Source organism: Ideonella alba, from assembly GCF_018069875.1.
Taxonomy (GTDB): Bacteria; Pseudomonadota; Gammaproteobacteria; order Burkholderiales; family Burkholderiaceae_C; genus Ideonella; species Ideonella alba.
In genome coordinates, this window is the sequence record NZ_JAGQDF010000006.1 from 139297 (window position 1) to 153465 (window position 14169).

Annotated in this window: 13 protein-coding genes and 1 tRNA gene; 7 read left to right on the forward strand and 7 right to left on the reverse strand. The window is 67.5% G+C overall.

All coding sequences use genetic code 11. The annotated features are described in order from the left end of the window. Window positions 1-15: 15 nt before the first annotated feature. Window positions 16-930 (forward strand): DMT family transporter, encoded by a 915-nt coding sequence (locus KAK07_RS12230; protein ID WP_210854644.1) that lies wholly within the window; start codon window positions 16-18, stop codon window positions 928-930. Here the strand turns inward: KAK07_RS12230 and KAK07_RS12235 are convergent. From KAK07_RS12235 to KAK07_RS25305, 3 genes are read right to left on the reverse strand one after another with little or no spacing between them, the layout of a single operon-like run. Further along, a complete protein-coding gene (locus KAK07_RS12235) occupies window positions 919-3018 on the reverse strand; it encodes a sodium:solute symporter family protein (RefSeq protein ID WP_210854645.1) in 2100 nt (699 codons plus the stop codon). The two genes, KAK07_RS12230 and KAK07_RS12235, sit on opposite strands and share 12 nt — an antisense overlap. After that, the gene (locus KAK07_RS25300; RefSeq protein WP_310738608.1) at window positions 3005-3256 is read right to left on the reverse strand and encodes a sodium/substrate symporter small subunit; all 252 of its coding nucleotides are present in this window, start codon (window positions 3254-3256) and stop codon (window positions 3005-3007) included. Before KAK07_RS25300 ends, KAK07_RS12235 begins: the two co-directional genes overlap by 14 nt. After that, window positions 3253-3495, reverse strand: coding sequence for a hypothetical protein (locus KAK07_RS25305; RefSeq protein ID WP_247661173.1), 243 nt, complete (start codon window positions 3493-3495; stop codon window positions 3253-3255). Before KAK07_RS25305 ends, KAK07_RS25300 begins: the two co-directional genes overlap by 4 nt. Window positions 3496-3663: 168 nt before the next feature. On the opposite strand from KAK07_RS25305, the gene prfB reads away from it, so the two are divergent. The 6 genes from prfB (at window position 3664) to KAK07_RS12270 (ending at window position 10079) form a co-directional block, all read left to right on the forward strand. Further along, a protein-coding gene (gene prfB, locus KAK07_RS12245) for a peptide chain release factor 2 (protein WP_210854646.1) occupies window positions 3664-4768 on the forward strand; the annotation gives its coding sequence in 2 pieces (ribosomal slippage) (window positions 3664-3744 and window positions 3746-4768; 1104 coding nt in all). Further along, the gene (locus KAK07_RS12250) at window positions 4765-5460 is read left to right on the forward strand and encodes an HAD family hydrolase (protein WP_310738609.1); all 696 of its coding nucleotides are present in this window, start codon (window positions 4765-4767) and stop codon (window positions 5458-5460) included. The genes prfB and KAK07_RS12250 overlap by 4 nt, the downstream gene beginning before the upstream one ends. 5 nt (window positions 5461-5465) lie before the next feature. Next, a complete protein-coding gene (gene pepN / locus KAK07_RS12255; protein ID WP_210854647.1) occupies window positions 5466-8141 on the forward strand; it encodes an aminopeptidase N in 2676 nt (891 codons plus the stop codon). 25 nt (window positions 8142-8166) lie between these two features. After that, on the forward strand, window positions 8167-9180 hold the full coding sequence (locus KAK07_RS12260) for a class 1 fructose-bisphosphatase (RefSeq protein ID WP_210854648.1): 1014 nt from the start codon (window positions 8167-8169) through the stop codon (window positions 9178-9180). Between the two features lie 59 nt (window positions 9181-9239). Next, window positions 9240-9992 (forward strand): hypothetical protein, encoded by a 753-nt coding sequence (locus tag KAK07_RS12265; RefSeq protein ID WP_210854649.1) that lies wholly within the window; start codon window positions 9240-9242, stop codon window positions 9990-9992. Between the two features lie 11 nt (window positions 9993-10003). Continuing rightward, window positions 10004-10079: transfer RNA gene (locus KAK07_RS12270), tRNA-Thr, on the forward strand. A gap of 321 nt (window positions 10080-10400) precedes the next feature. On the opposite strand, the gene KAK07_RS12275 is transcribed toward KAK07_RS12270, so the two are convergent. The 4 genes from KAK07_RS12275 to KAK07_RS12290 all read right to left on the reverse strand — a co-directional run bounded on the left by KAK07_RS12275 (window position 10401) and on the right by KAK07_RS12290 (window position 13532). Beyond that, complete coding sequence (locus KAK07_RS12275) at window positions 10401-11240, reverse strand: DUF3800 domain-containing protein (protein WP_210861022.1); 840 nt, start codon at window positions 11238-11240, stop codon at window positions 10401-10403. Between the two features lie 166 nt (window positions 11241-11406). Beyond that, window positions 11407-12114 carry a hypothetical protein gene (locus KAK07_RS12280; protein ID WP_210861024.1) on the reverse strand — a complete coding sequence of 236 codons (708 nt, stop codon included), beginning with the start codon at window positions 12112-12114 and terminating at the stop codon, window positions 11407-11409. Window positions 12115-12202: 88 nt separating this feature from the next. Beyond that, window positions 12203-13054 (reverse strand): plasmid recombination protein, encoded by an 852-nt coding sequence (locus KAK07_RS12285; protein WP_210861025.1) that lies wholly within the window; start codon window positions 13052-13054, stop codon window positions 12203-12205. A 139-nt stretch (window positions 13055-13193) separates the two neighbouring features. After that, window positions 13194-13532: a hypothetical protein gene (locus KAK07_RS12290; RefSeq protein WP_210861027.1), complete on the reverse strand. Its 339-nt coding sequence runs from the start codon at window positions 13530-13532 to the stop codon at window positions 13194-13196. Between the last annotated feature and the right edge of the window lie 637 nt (window positions 13533-14169).

Here is a 14169-nt window from a genome sequence, read left to right on the forward strand (position 1 = left end):
TTGCCCTGTCTGCCGATGACCACACGCCTGAGCCCCAAGATCGCCCTGCTGCTGACCCTGCCCCCGCTGCTCTGGGCAGGCAACGCGGTGGTCGGCCGGCTGGCCGTGGGCACGGTGCCGCCGCTGGCCCTGAACTTCGTGCGCTGGCTGATCGCCTTCGCACTGCTGTGGCCGCTGGGCCGCGCGGCCCTGGCCCAGCGCGCGGCGCTGCGCCCGCGCTGGCGCCACCTGGCGCTGCTGGGCATCCTGGGCATGGGCAGCTACAACGCGCTGCAGTACATGGCGCTGCACACCTCGACGCCGCTCAACGTCACGCTGATCGCCGCCAGCATGCCCGTGTGGATGCTGGCCATCGGGCGGCTGCTGTATGGCGTGCGCCCGCGCCCGCAGGACCTGCTGGGCGCCGCCTGCTCGATGGCCGGCGTGCTGCTGGTGCTGGCCCAGGGGCGGCCGGCGCGGCTGCTGAGCCTGCAGTTCGTGCCGGGCGATCTGCTGATGCTGCTGGCCATCGTCAGCTGGGCGCTGTACAGCTGGATGCTGGCGCGGCCACCGGCGTCGATGCAGGGCGAGCAGCGGCCGGCCTGGAACTGGGCCGAATTCCTGCTGGTGCAGATCGGCTTTGGCCTGCCCTTCTGCGGCCTGAGCGCCGGCGCCGAGCTGCTGCTGGCTGACAACGCCCAGTGGCACTGGACACCCTGGCTGGTGCCGCTGCTGCTGTATGTGGCGGTCGGTCCGGCGCTGATCGCCTACCGCTGCTGGGGCCTGGGCGTGGCCACGGTGGGACCGGCGGTGGCGGGCTTCTTCGGCAACCTGACGCCACTGTTCGCGGCGCTGATGTCGGCCGCGCTGCTGGGCCTGTGGCCGCAGTGGTACCACGGCGTGGCCTTCGTGGCCATCGTCGCCGGCATCGTCATCTCCTCACGACGCTGAGCCGCGACGCAGCCGCAGCACCAACTGCCGCGCCGCCTCGGACGGCCTGGGCGTCAGCAGGCTGATCACCACCGTCACCACGAAGCCCAGCGGCACGCCGAACACACCGGCCGAGATCGGCTGGATGCCCCACCACAGCCGCACCGGCGCGGTCATGCCGAACAGGCCCCTCAACCAGGGGTCGGTGGTGGCCATGTACCAGAAGCACAGGCCCAGGCCGGCCAGCATGCCGCTGGCCGCGCCCCATTTGTTGGCGCGCTGCCAGAAGATGCCCAGCACCAGCGCCGGGAAGAAGGCCGAGGCTGCCAGCGAGAACGCCGCCGACACCAGGAACAGGATGTTGGCCGGCTTCTGCGCCGCCACGAAGGCCGCCGCCAGCGCCACCGCCAGCAGGATGACCTTGGCCAGCATCACCCGCCGTGCGGTGCTCGCCCGGTGGTCCACCATGTGGTAGTAGCCGTCGTGCGACAGCGCGTTGGCGATGGTCAGCAGCAGGCCGTCGGCGGTGGACAGCGCCGCCGCCAGGCCGCCTGCGGCCACCATGCCCGAGATCACATAGGGCAGGCCGGCGATCTCCGGCATGGCCAGCACGATGATCTCGCTGCCGATGGTCAGCTCGCCCAGCTGCAGGATGCCGTCGCGGTTGACATCCTCCACCGACAGCAGCGACGGGTCGACCTTGCTCCAGTGGGCGATCCAGGCCGGCAGCAGGTCGATCGGCGTGCCCACCAGCTGGCTGAAGACCTCGAACTTGACCAGCACCGCCAGCGCGGGCGCCGTCAGGTAGAGCAGCACGATGAACAGCAGCGACCAGCTCACCGACTCGCGCGCCTCGCGCACCGTGGGCGTGGTGTAGTAGCGCGTCAGGATGTGCGGCAACGCGGCGGTGCCCACCATCAGGCAGAACACCAGGGCCAGGAAGTTGCGGCGCGAGAGGTCGAACTCGCGGCGTTCGTCCACCGTGCCCTCGGGGTTGCCGGCAAAGGGCAGCGCGTGGTCGGGCATGCCGGCCAGCGGGCGCGCCTTCATCTCCAGCCGCAGGCGCTCGCGCTGCCAGGCCTCGGCCGCGGCAGCCTCGTTCTTCGGCAGCAGGGTCAGCGCGCGCTCGGCGGCCTGGATCTCGCGCTGCGGTGCATTGGCCTGCTTCAGGTCGCTGATGCGCCGCTGGGCCTCGGCGCGGTCGGCGGCCAGCGCCTGAGGCACGTGCTGCAGCTTGCGGCCCAGCTCGTCCGCCCGGGCGCGGTAGACGGCGATGACCTCGCGCTCGCGCGGGTCGGCCTTCAGCGCGCGCTCGGCCTCGCCCAGCTTCTGCAGCTGGTAGCCGTACACCGCCTGCGGCACCGGCACGCCGGTCTGCTCCCAGGCCAGCCAGGCCACCGGCACCAGGTAGGCGATCACCAGCACGATGTACTGCGCCACCTGGGTCCAGGTGACCGCACGCATGCCGCCCAGGAACGAGCACACCAGGATGCCGCCCAGGCCCAGGAAGACACCGATCTCGAACGAGGCGATGCTGGTCAGCCGGGTGGTGATCAGGCCCACGCCGTAGATCTGCGCCACCACGTAGATGAACGAGGCCAGGATGGCCGCCGCTAGGCCGATCACCCGTGTCAGGTGGCCCTCGTAGCGCTCGCCCAGGAAGTCGGGGATGGTGTAGCGGCCGAAGCGCCGCAGGTAGGGCGCGAGCAGGAAGGCCACCAGGCAGTAGCCGCCGGTCCAGCCCAGGATGAAGGCCAGGCCCTCGTAGCCGCTCATGTACAGCGTGCCCGCGAGGCCGATGAACGAGGCGGCGCTCATCCAGTCGGCCGCGGTGGCCATGCCGTTGTAGACCGCCGGCACCCGCCGGCCGGCCACGTAGTATTCGTCGGCATCGGTGGTACGGCTCAGCACGCCCACCACCGCATAGATCACCAGCGGCGCCGACAGGAACACGAAACCGATCGCCGCCCGCGGCAGGCCCATGCGCTCCAGCGCCATCATCACGCCGATGAAGACCAGGAAGCACACCGTGTAGGCGGCGTAGAACAGGTGCAGGCGCCGGCGCAGGCCGCTGTCACCCTCGCCGCTGGGCGCGTCAATCGGCTTCATCAACCGCCACCCGTTCGTCCAGCCGCCGCGCCGCCACCTGGTAGACCACGACCAGCGCCACGAACACCAGCAGCGCGCCCTGGGCGGACCACCAGAAGCCGAAGGTCCAGCCGAAGAAGCCGAAGGACAGCGTGCGCGCGAAATAGACCACGCCGAAGGCCGCCACCAGCCACAGCGCCAGCAGCACGGCGGTGAGCCAGCGCACCGAGCGCCAGTAGCGTCGCTGGGCGTCGCTCACCGGCAGCCCCCCTGGCCCAGACACAGGCTGATCTTGGCCGCCGTGGCCAGCAGCCACAGGCCCAGCAGCGCCGGCACCATCGCCCGGCCGGCCAACTGCTCGGCTGGACGCACCAGCCAGTCCAGCAGGCGCACAAAGGGGTTGGCCGCGGCATCCACACCCGGCAGCCGGCGCAGCACGGCGCGGCCCAGCGCGGCCATCAGCGCCACCTCGCACACCAGTTTCAGGCTCGTCGCCACCCAGAGCACGTCCTGGGGTCTCCTCGTCGTGGCCGCCCTCGGCATGGGAGGTCGGCCTGTTGGGTCGGTGCCCGATTGTGGCAGCCCCGGCCGGGGGCTGCGCCCGGGGGCGGCGCATGCGAAAATCCGCGGCTTTACCGAACACCGCCCATCACCCGAGGCCGCCCCATGGACATCGAACGCATCAACGCCATTGGCACCACCCTGTCCGACCTCAGCGCCCGCACCGAAGCGCTACGGGGGTATCTTTGACTACGACCGCAAATCGCTGCGGCTGACCGAAGTCAACGCCACCCTCGAGAACCCCGACATCTGGAACGACCCCAAGCGGGCGCAGGAGCTGGGCAAGGAGAAGAAGACCCTGGACGAGGTGGTGGGCACGATCGACCACCTCAGCAGCAACCTGTCGGACAACCTCGAGCTCTTCGAGATGAGCAAGGCCGACGAGGATGTCGACGGCCTGGAGGCCATCGAGGCCGAGGCCGCCAGCCTGCGCGAGATCGTCGAGCGCCTCGAGTTCCGCCGCATGTTCAGCAACCCGGCCGACCCGAGCAACTGCTTCATCGACATCCAGGCCGGCGCCGGCGGCACCGAGGCCTGCGACTGGGCCGGCATGCTGCTGCGTCAGTACCTGAAGTACTGCGAGCGCAAGGGCTTCAAGGCCACGCTGGAGGACGAAACCCCGGGTGACGTGGCCGGCATCAAGAGCGCCACGATCAAGGTGGAGGGCGACTACGCCTTCGGCCACCTGCGCACCGAGACCGGCGTGCACCGTCTGGTGCGCAAGAGCCCCTTCGACTCGGCCGGCGGCCGCCACACCTCGTTCGCCTCGCTCTTCGTCTACCCCGAGATCGACGACTCGATCGAGATCGAGATCAACCCCTCGGACGTGCGCACCGACACCTTCCGCGCCAGCGGCGCCGGCGGCCAGCACATCAACAAGACCGACTCGGCGGTGCGCCTGACGCACATCCCCACCGGCATCGTCGTGCAGTGCCAGGACGGCCGCAGCCAGCACAGCAACCGCGACGTCGCCTGGCGCCGGCTGCGCTCGCGCCTGTACGACCACGAGATGAAGAAGCGCATGGAGGCGCAGCAGAAGCTCGAGGACACCAAGACCGATGTCGGCTGGGGCCACCAGATCCGCTCCTACGTGCTGGACCAGAGCCGCATCAAGGACCTGCGCACCAACGTCGAGATCTCCAACACCCAGAAGGTGCTGGACGGGGATCTGGACACCTTCATCGCCGCCAGCCTGAAGCAGGGCCTGTGAAGCCAAGCCCGCGCCGGGGTTTCGACGCCCTGCTGTTCGACCTGGACGGCACGCTGATCGACAGCATGCCGCTGCACGCCCGCGCCTGGGTGCAGTGGGGCGCCACGGTCGGCCGGCCCTTGTCGGACGACCCGGCGCACTTCGCCAGCACCGCCGGCCGCAGCGGCCCCGAGATCCTGGCCGACATGTTCCCCACCGCCTCGCCGGCCGAGATCGAGCGCATGGCCGACGAGCGCGAGCAGGTCTACCGGGCGATGGCCCGGCAGGAGCTGCAGCTGGTGGCCGGCGCGCAGGCCCTGCTGCAGCGCGCCCATGCCGCCGGCAAGCGTCTGGCGGTGTGCACCGCCGCGCCGCCGGACAACATCGCCCTGGCTTTCGAGCGCTTCGGCCTGGCCGACTGGGTGACGGTGGTCAGCAGCCCGGCCGACGGCCTGCGCGGCAAGCCCCACCCCGACATCTTCCTGGCCGCCGCCGAGCGCCTGGCGGTGCCGCCCGAGACCTGTCTGGTCTTCGAGGACGCCCCGCTGGGCCTGGAGGCCGCCCACCGCGCCGGCATGGCCGCGGTCGCCCTGACCACCACGCTGGACGCCGACGCGTTCAGCGCCTTCCCGAACCGGATCGCCACGGTGAGCGACTTCACCGCCCTGGATCCGGCCCTGCTGTTCAATGGACCCCAAGGATGCCCACCATGATGTTGATGCGTGAAGGCTCTGCCCCCCTGATCCGTCGCGAGGACTACACCGCGCCGGCCTACACCATCCGCCAGGCCGAGCTGTGCTTCGACCTGGACGCCGCCAAGACCATCGTCGCCAGCAAGCTCAGCGTGCAGCGCGACACCGCCCAGGACAAGCAGCCCCTGCGCCTGCACGGCGAAGACCTGAACCTGCTGCGCGTGCTGGTCGACGGCCAGAGCGTGTCCTTCCGCCACGAGGACGGCCAGCTGGTGATCGACGCCCCCGAGGCCGACGCCTTCACGCTGGAGATCCGCAACACCATCGCGCCCGAGAAGAACACCCAGCTCAGCGGCCTGTACGCCAGCGGCTCGGGCCTGTTCACCCAGTGCGAGGCCGAAGGCTTTCGCCGCATCACCTACTTCCTGGACCGCCCCGACGTGATGGCCACCTTCACGGTGACGCTGCGCGCCGACAAGGCGAAGTACCCGGTGCTGCTGTCCAACGGCAACCTGGTCGAGCAGGGCGATCTGGATGGCGGCCGCCACTTCGCCGTCTGGAACGACCCCTTCCCCAAGCCCTGCTACCTGTTCGCGCTGGTGGCGGCCGACCTGGTGCGCCGCGAGCAGCGCGTGACCAGCCGCGGCGGCAGGGAGCACCTGCTGCAGATCTACGTCAAGCGCGGCGACCTGGAAAAGACCGAGCACGCGATGAACTCGCTGATCGCCTCGATCATCTGGGACGAGCACCGCTTCGGCCTGCCGCTGGACCTGGAGCGCTTCATGATCGTCGCCGTCGACGACTTCAACATGGGCGCGATGGAGAACAAGGGGTTGAACATCTTCAACACCAAGTTCGTGCTGGCCAGCCCGGCCACCGCCACCGATGAGGACTTCGACGGCATCGAGAGCGTGGTCGGCCACGAGTACTTCCACAACTGGACCGGCAACCGCATCACCTGCCGCGACTGGTTCCAGCTGTCGCTCAAGGAAGGCCTGACCGTCTTCCGCGACCAGGAATTCAGCATGGACATGAGCGGCAGCGCCAGCGCGCGCGCGGTGCGCCGCATCGCCGATGTCTGCAGCCTGCGCGAGCGCCAGTTCACCGAGGACGCCGGCGCCATGGCCCACCCGGTGCGCCCCGACGCCTACCAGGCGATCGACAACTTCTACACCCCCACCATCTACGAGAAGGGGGCCGAGGTCGTGCGCATGATGCACACGCTGGTCGGCCGCGCCGGCTTTGCCGCCGGCATGAAGCTCTACTTCCAGCGCCATGACGGCCAGGCCGTGACCTGCGACGACTTTGCGCAGGCCATCGCCGACGCCAACCCCGGCAGCACGCTGGCCACCCAGCTCGAGGTGTTCAAGCGCTGGTACAGCCAGGCCGGCACGCCGCGCCTGCAGGCCCGCGGCAGCTGGGACGCCGCCAGCGCCACCTACACCCTGACGCTGCGCCAGCACACCCCGGCCACGCCGGGCCAGCACGACAAGCAGCCGCAGTTGCTGCCGGTGCGCATGGGCCTGGTCGGCCACGACGGTCAGGCCGTGGCGCTGCAACTGCAGGGCGAGGACAGCGCCAGCGGCACCGAGCGCGTGCTGGTGCTGACCGAGGCCGAGCAGGTATTCGTCTTCACCGGCGTGACGCAGGCGGTCGTGCCGTCGCTGCTGCGCGGCTTCTCGGCGCCGGTGCTGCTGGACGATGGCCTGAGTGATGCTGAGCTGCTGGTGCTGCTGGCCCACGACGCCGACGCCTTCAACCGCTGGGAAGCCGGCCAGCGCCTGGCGGTCCAGCGCCTGCGCGCAGCCGTGCAGGACGGCGGCGCGGTGCAGATCGACGACACCCACCTGGCGGCGCTGCGGGCCCTGCTGCTGGACCCGGACCTGGACCCGTCCTTCAAGGCCCGTGCGCTGCAGCTGCCGGTGCAGACCTACCTGGCCGAGCTGATCACGCCGGTCGACCCGCAGCGCATCCACGCCGCCTGCGAGTCGTGGCAGGACCAGCTGGCAGCGCGGCTGCAGGCCGACTGGGCCACCACCTTCGAGGCGATGCAGGTGCGCGAGGGCTACCGCCCCGATGCCGCGCAGAGCGGCCGGCGCGCGCTGGCCAACCTGGCGCTGGCGATGCTGGTGCGCCAGGCGGTGGCCGCAGGCGATCCGGTGTGGCCCGGCCGCGCCTTCCAGCGCTTCAAGGACGCGACCAACATGACCGACCGCCTGGGCGCCCTCGAAGCCCTGGTGAACGCCCACGCCGAACTGGCCCAGCCGGCACTGGAGCGCTTCCTGGCGCTGGCCGGCGACGACGCGCTGGTGGTCGACAAGTGGTTCCAGGTGCAGGCCCGCGCCGCCGAGAAGGACGGCCGTGTCTTCGCCCGCGTGCGCCAGCTGCTGCAGCACCCGCAGTTCACGCTGTCCAACCCCAACCGGGCACGGTCGGTGCTGAGCTCGCTGGTGATGTTCAATCCGGCCGCCTTCCACCGCAGCGATGCTGCCGGCTATGTGCTGTGGGCCGACATGGTGATCGCGCTGGACGCCGCCAACCCGCAGCTGGCCTCGCGCATCGCCCGTGCGCTGGACCGCTGGACCGCACTGGCCGAGCCCTACCGCAGTGCCGCCCGCGAGGCGATCGCCCGCGTGGCCGCGAGCACCCGGCTGAGCGGCGACGTGCGCGAGATCGTCACCCGCGCGCTGGACGCCGCCTGATTTCACGTCTCACGAGGATCCACCCATGAGTTCACGCATCTCCCTCACCCGCTACCTGGTCGAGCAGCAGCGCGAGCACGGCCACATCCCGGCCCAGCTGCGCCTGCTGATCGAGGTGGTCGCCCGCGCCTGCAAGAGCATCGCCATCTCGGTCAACAAGGGCGCCCTGGGCGAGGTGCTGGGCTCGGCGGCCTCCGAGAACGTGCAGGGCGAGATCCAGAAGAAGCTCGACATCATCTCCAACGAGGTGCTGATCGAGGCCAACGAATGGGGCGGCCACCTGGCGGCCATGGCCTCCGAGGAAATGGACAGCATCCACGTGGTACCCAACCGCTACCCGCAGGGCGAGTACCTGCTGCTGTTCGATCCGCTGGACGGCAGCAGCAACATCGACGTCAATGTGTCGATCGGCACCATCTTCTCGGTGCTGCGCAAGGTCAACAACCAGCGCGGCATCAGCGAGGAGGACTTCCTGCAGCCCGGCAAGCAGCAGGCCGCCGCGGGCTACTGCGTCTACGGCCCGCAGACCACGCTGGTGCTGACCGTGGGCGAAGGCGTGGCCATGTTCACGCTGGACCGCGAGACCGGCTCCTGGGTGCTGACCGAAGACCAGGTGCAGATCCCCGAGGACACCAAGGAGTTCGCGATCAACATGTCGAACATGCGCCACTGGGACGCCCCGGTCAAGCGCTACATCGACGAGTGCCTGAGCGGCAAGGAAGGCCCGCGCGGCAAGGACTTCAACATGCGCTGGGTGGCCAGCATGGTGGCCGATGTGCACCGCATCCTGACCCGCGGCGGCGTCTTCCTGTACCCCTGGGACAAGCGCGACCCGGACAAGCCCGGCAAGCTGCGCCTGATGTACGAGGCCAACCCGATGGCCTTCCTGGTCGAGCAGGCCGGCGGCCTGGCCACCAACGGGCGCCAGCGCATCATGGACGTGGTCCCGGGCAAACTGCACGAACGCGTGGCGGTGGTGCTGGGCTCGAAGAACGAGGTCCAGCGCGTGACCGACTACCATCTCGCCAGCCCGACCTGACAGCCCCACCCGGCCCGCCTGCCCGCGCCGGCTGACGGCCGCTGCAGCCCAGGTGCGATGTGAACACGGATTACATCTACTGGACCTTCACCGCAGCCGCGCAGTGCGTGTCGACCTTCGTCGCACTGCTGCTGACGGGCTATGCCCTGGTGCTGTCGCAGATCGAGGCCGCGCGCGAGAACGACGACTCGCTGCAGGAGATCCACGCCGCGCTGCGCAAGAGCTACCACGCGCGCCTGACCGGCCTCGCCTGGCTGACCGCGCTGGCGGTGGGCCTGAGCCTGCTGGTGGTGTGGATCAACCGCAGCAACGAACCCACCCCCGGCCCGCTGCTGTGGCTGGCCGGCGCGATGGACGGCGTGGCCATGGTGGCCGGCCTGGCCTTCGTGGTCGCCATCATCGACCCCGACAAATACCAGAAGGCGGCCGAACGCGCGCTGGAGGCCCGCGCCGGCGCCGCCGGCGCCGCCGATGAGCGCCCGGGCGTGCCCGCGGCCGAGTTCTTCCGCGCCTTCCGCCGTCTGGAGCGCCAGCTGCGCGAGCTGCTGCGCCGCCAGGACAGCGACAACGCCGACGAGACCGCCCTGCGCGGCGCCTCCTTGCGCCGCCTGGCCGATGCGCTGCTGCAGGCCGAGGCCATCGGCGACGAGCTCTACGCCGACCTGAGCGAGCTGGCCCGCTACCGCAACCTGCTGTTCCACGGCGACATCAAGCTCAGCGACGCCACGATGATCGAGCGGGTGCGCGCGCTGCAGGCCCGGGTGCGCTCGCTCGCCGCGCCCTCCGCCCCGCGCCGGTTGGATCCGCTATAATCCGCGTTTTCGCCGGTGTAGCTCAGTTGGTAGAGCAGCGCATTCGTAATGCGAAGGTCGGGAGTTCGACTCTCTTCACCGGCACCAACAAAAAGCCTAAGCGCATCAAAGACTTAGGCACCGCACTCAGCGCCCCGCATGTCGGGGCGTTTTCTTTTTCCGAGTACTGCGAGGGGCCATGTAGCCACCATGTAGCGGCTGTCTTGTCAGTGGACTCTATGCGCCCGCTGCTGAGACACACACATCGGCAAACGCACTGAGCAAGAAGTCTCACTTGGCTACAGGGAATTGCATTGCATGTGCGATGTAGTTCAAGCAGAATCTCGCGCAGGCATAGCCTACGAGGTCACCCACTCTTGGTGGCCGCCCCTGAGCCCGCTCCCGCGGGCTCTTGTATTTCTGCTGTTGCTAGGCTGATGCCGGAGCCTCGCCTGCAACTTGCGAAGTGCCGCCATCAAAACAGCTGTACTTAACGCCAAGCAGGCCGTTCTCTTTCGTGCAGTGGACGTCAATGAGTCGTCCGGACTCCCGCAGTGACGCCAGTGCCCGGTTTCCGGCGTCGTACCCACCCATACACATCGGCCACAAAACCAAGTCTGCGACCTGCATCAACCTAGACTGCTTTGTCTTGACACCGAATTCAAGCAGAGTCTTTTGCAAGTCTCCAGCCTCTAGTGGGCCGTACTTCGCCGACCTATCGGCGTTGAACGGCAAACCATTCGCTCTGAGCTCGTCAAAGTAGGTCTTAAGTCTGCGCTCTGTCCTCCGGTCCGTTCTTTCAACGTAGACCCGCAGGCGGGCATCATGGGCACGAGCGAACTTTGCAGCCCGCTCTACAGCAATAGTGAACGCCGTCTTGCAGAGTGACCACCGTTTTTCCCCATACACCGGCTGATAGCGTTGGTTGTACCCCGGCCTGTCAATCACGCAAGCGTGGACAACAATCGGCATTTGATTGATAAGGTCGGTGAGTTCGCCAAGGAATCTTTCCCTCTTGACCGCATCATGGGCCAGCCACCTGAAGGCCTTGCTGCAATGGCGAATCTCCACCGAATGCAGAGGGCATCCATCCAACTCCGGCCAGCGAGAACAGAACGTGTCGTACGCCTGTTCAGCGCTCGCCTTGTCCTGCTCGCGAATCAGAACGCCACCTAGGCCGAACCAATCCCTCGCCCTTCTTTCGGTCGGCGGCGCATGGTCGGGATGCTTAGGTCCCGAGTCATCAACATAGAAGAGGAAATGATTCATTGCCAGTGGATTGTGCACTCGCCACATGCCTACGACAGGAATGCAACCGTGGATGCCTCGACACGGCAGCTAGCCGAGCCTGAGCGCAACCTCGGCCAACTGCCTAGCGACTCCCCTTAGCCCGGTACGGACACCCCCCTTCCATGCATTGAGTGCCGCTTTAGCCTTACCTAAATCGCTTTTCGGTCCTGTTGACCGCTCCCACGGTTTCCACTGCCTGATTAATTCCGCCTGCCGCTGCCTGCGCTCCAAGGTCCAGCCCTTGCCCATGAGTCACCCCCAATAGTTCGTTTGGCCGACTTTGCGTTTCTTCCGCGTACGCGGGCGAAGCGCCCTGCCCACTGACCGGGGCACCGTTGTTCACCTGCTGCTGTCCGCCGTTGTTGATGTTCGCCTGCCTCGCGAAGACCACCGGCGGATTCTTGATGGTGGCGATTGCCTCCAAGGTCGCCCGGCTTTGGGCTTGGGCCTTGAAGGCCAGACGAAGGTAGCGCTCCGCATAGTCGGGGTGATTGAACATGTTCAACTGCCCCACGCGCGCCAGCTCGCCAAAGATGCCGTTTAGGGCGATGGCCTGCGCTGACAGCAGACGCACCGACGCCGACATGTCGCCCTTGTCCAACTCCTGCGCCGTCTTGGTCAAGACCATGGCGCACTCGGTCAGCGACAGGTCGCCAAAGGTCGGCGCGCCGAAGCTCGCCATAGTGCGGGCGTTGCCAACGATGCCATCCGCTGCAACCTGCGCCATCAACTCATCGCGCGTCTTGCCCTCCTCGGCTTTCAGCTCCAGGCACCACGCTTTCGGCTTCTGAGGCTCAGGGGGCGGTGGCGTATCCGCGCTGGGTCGATTCGTTCGTCTTGCTGGCTTGGTCATGCTGTGTTGTCGTGCCTTGTCGGTTGGCTTGGGGATGCGTTAGCGCTGCTCGATTGGGGTCGGCTCGGGAGGCAAACCCTACAGAGTCCTAGGGTTCACGGTCGGGCAGGCCACCGCGGGGCCCTGCAACCCCTATAGGCCTTGAGTGAATCAGCGCCCGATTGCGCCTTGCTTCTTCAGCGTGCGTCTTCGCGCCCTTGCCGCGACTCGTCATGATGTGGGCGAACTTCCCCGGCGTGTCTGCCTTGAAGTCCTCAACCGCAAACCCTAGGGCATCAGCAAAGGGTCGGGGGTCTCGCTCTATCGTGTCGCGCAACAAAGGCCACAGCAGCGACCGCAGGGCCGGGTCGCCATCGGCGTGCAATGAGGCAATCACTGCCGCTGCGGCACTTGCCTTCGGTTTTCCCTTGAGCGGACCTAGCCCGCGCTTCAGACCGAAGGGCTTCGCCACCTTGTCGAAGAAGTTCGACTGAAGATGGCGCAGCCTCTCACGCCCTCCCATCAGGTCAGACCCTCTCAACCGGCCATCGACCAAGGGAAGGCAAAGCACATGCACATGGGGCGCTGCCTCGTCGTGGTGTATGTCGGCCGACAAGACAGGGCCAAAGGTCCCGCGCGACCATTCAACGCAACTGGCGAAATAGGCCAGGGCATCGACAGGCGCACCGCGCGGCAGGCTACATATCACCTCGATGGCTCGCACCGCATCCCGCCTGACCTTGGTGATGCCAGCCTCGGCCACCAGCCACCGCTCCAGGGCTGCCACGCCCTCGGGGCTTTTCGGCCCCTCTAGGGTCACGTTCAAGTGACTGCGGGTCGGGTCTATGTTGCTGCCCGCCCCACGTTCGGCCGCGATGGTGCGCCGGTTGTGTCTGGCAGCCGCCAGGACATGTCCATTGGCGGCCAGCTTCTTGGCGCGCATAAAGGCAGCGGCGCTCATGTTGCACGCTCCGCGAGGGCCCGCAGGAAGCGATACAAGCCCCACAGGTCAGCCAATGCCATTGCCCCAAGGTCTGCGGGTATCCCCGCGCCATAGCGGGCCGCCAGGGCCTCCAAGTCGGTCAGCCATTGCGGCGTAGTCATACCGCCTCCTTTGCCACCAGCTCGCGCCCAAACTGGATGGCACTCCAGGGCAACGAGTACCGGGCAATCGGGCGCTTGAAGCCCTTGCGGTGAACCGGCAGGGACTGGACAGGCCAGCCCAGGTAGTCGAGGGCCTTCATGGTCGCAGCTAGGCGCCAACTGCCCGTTATCTTGAGCCATTCGGGCTGCTCGATGGATTCGCCTTCCAGCATCAACACCAGGGCTTGCCATTCGAGGGTATGGCGCGCCGGCAGGGCCGGGCTAAACTCAGGCACAGGCAGAAACGACAACTGCTGGCCCTGCTCGCTTTGGACGGTGTGCAGGGCCTTTCTCATGCTGCCACCCCTAAGAGGCGTCGCAGGTCAGCTACCGGCCAGGCTAGACGCCCATTCACGCGCAGGGGACGAAGTGGCCCGTTTTCTCTGCATGCCCACACCCTGAGCGTCTGTGGCTCGCGGCTTAGGTGGTATGCGGCAGTTTCGGTGTCCACCGCCGCGCGCGTCTCGCTTTCGAGCGGCACAGGCTGGACCGACACGAAGGAGCTAGCCTCGTCCATGACTTGGCTTGTCGCAGTTCGCATGATTCAACACTCCAGATGCACCGCAACGATGCGGCGATATGGAATGGAATGCATGCGCCTGCCTGCATTTGCCTGCGCAGGCGCCTGCATCTGTTCGACACCTATGAGATGCGAACCTCAAATGCAGGCATTGCAGGCAACCTAGCGCATCTCGCCAGCTCTCTGAAGCGCCTCCCTTCGCTTCAGCGCGGCCCGTACGTCATCGCTAAAGGCCTGCCGGGAGACACCTTCTTCAGTTGCCAACTCACCTACGCCATTTGGCAAGCGCCCATGGTGACTCTTCGGCATATCCAATCCCGCGTCAATGCAGGCCTGCAAACGGCGGTCTTGCCTATCCGTAGCGCTCTCCGATGCCTTGGGTTCACCAGCACCCGAAGGCAAAGTCTCGTTGG

Excerpts from the sequence above, each read along its gene's own strand:
- KAK07_RS12290 (WP_210861027.1), bottom strand. The coding sequence starts at position 13,532 with ATGAGAAAGGCCCTGCACACCGTCCAAAGCGAGCAGGGCCAGCAGTTG.
- KAK07_RS12235 (WP_210854645.1), bottom strand. The coding sequence starts at position 3,018 with ATGAAGCCGATTGACGCGCCCAGCGGCGAGGGTGACAGCGGCCTGCGC.
- KAK07_RS12285 (WP_210861025.1), bottom strand. The coding sequence starts at position 13,054 with ATGAGCGCCGCTGCCTTTATGCGCGCCAAGAAGCTGGCCGCCAATGGA.
- KAK07_RS12230 (WP_210854644.1), top strand. The coding sequence starts at position 16 with ATGACCACACGCCTGAGCCCCAAGATCGCCCTGCTGCTGACCCTGCCC.
- KAK07_RS12280 (WP_210861024.1), bottom strand. The coding sequence starts at position 12,114 with ATGACCAAGCCAGCAAGACGAACGAATCGACCCAGCGCGGATACGCCA.
- KAK07_RS12275 (WP_210861022.1), bottom strand. The coding sequence starts at position 11,240 with ATGAATCATTTCCTCTTCTATGTTGATGACTCGGGACCTAAGCATCCC.
- KAK07_RS12260 (WP_210854648.1), top strand. The coding sequence starts at position 8,167 with ATGAGTTCACGCATCTCCCTCACCCGCTACCTGGTCGAGCAGCAGCGC.
- pepN (WP_210854647.1), top strand. The coding sequence starts at position 5,466 with ATGCGTGAAGGCTCTGCCCCCCTGATCCGTCGCGAGGACTACACCGCG.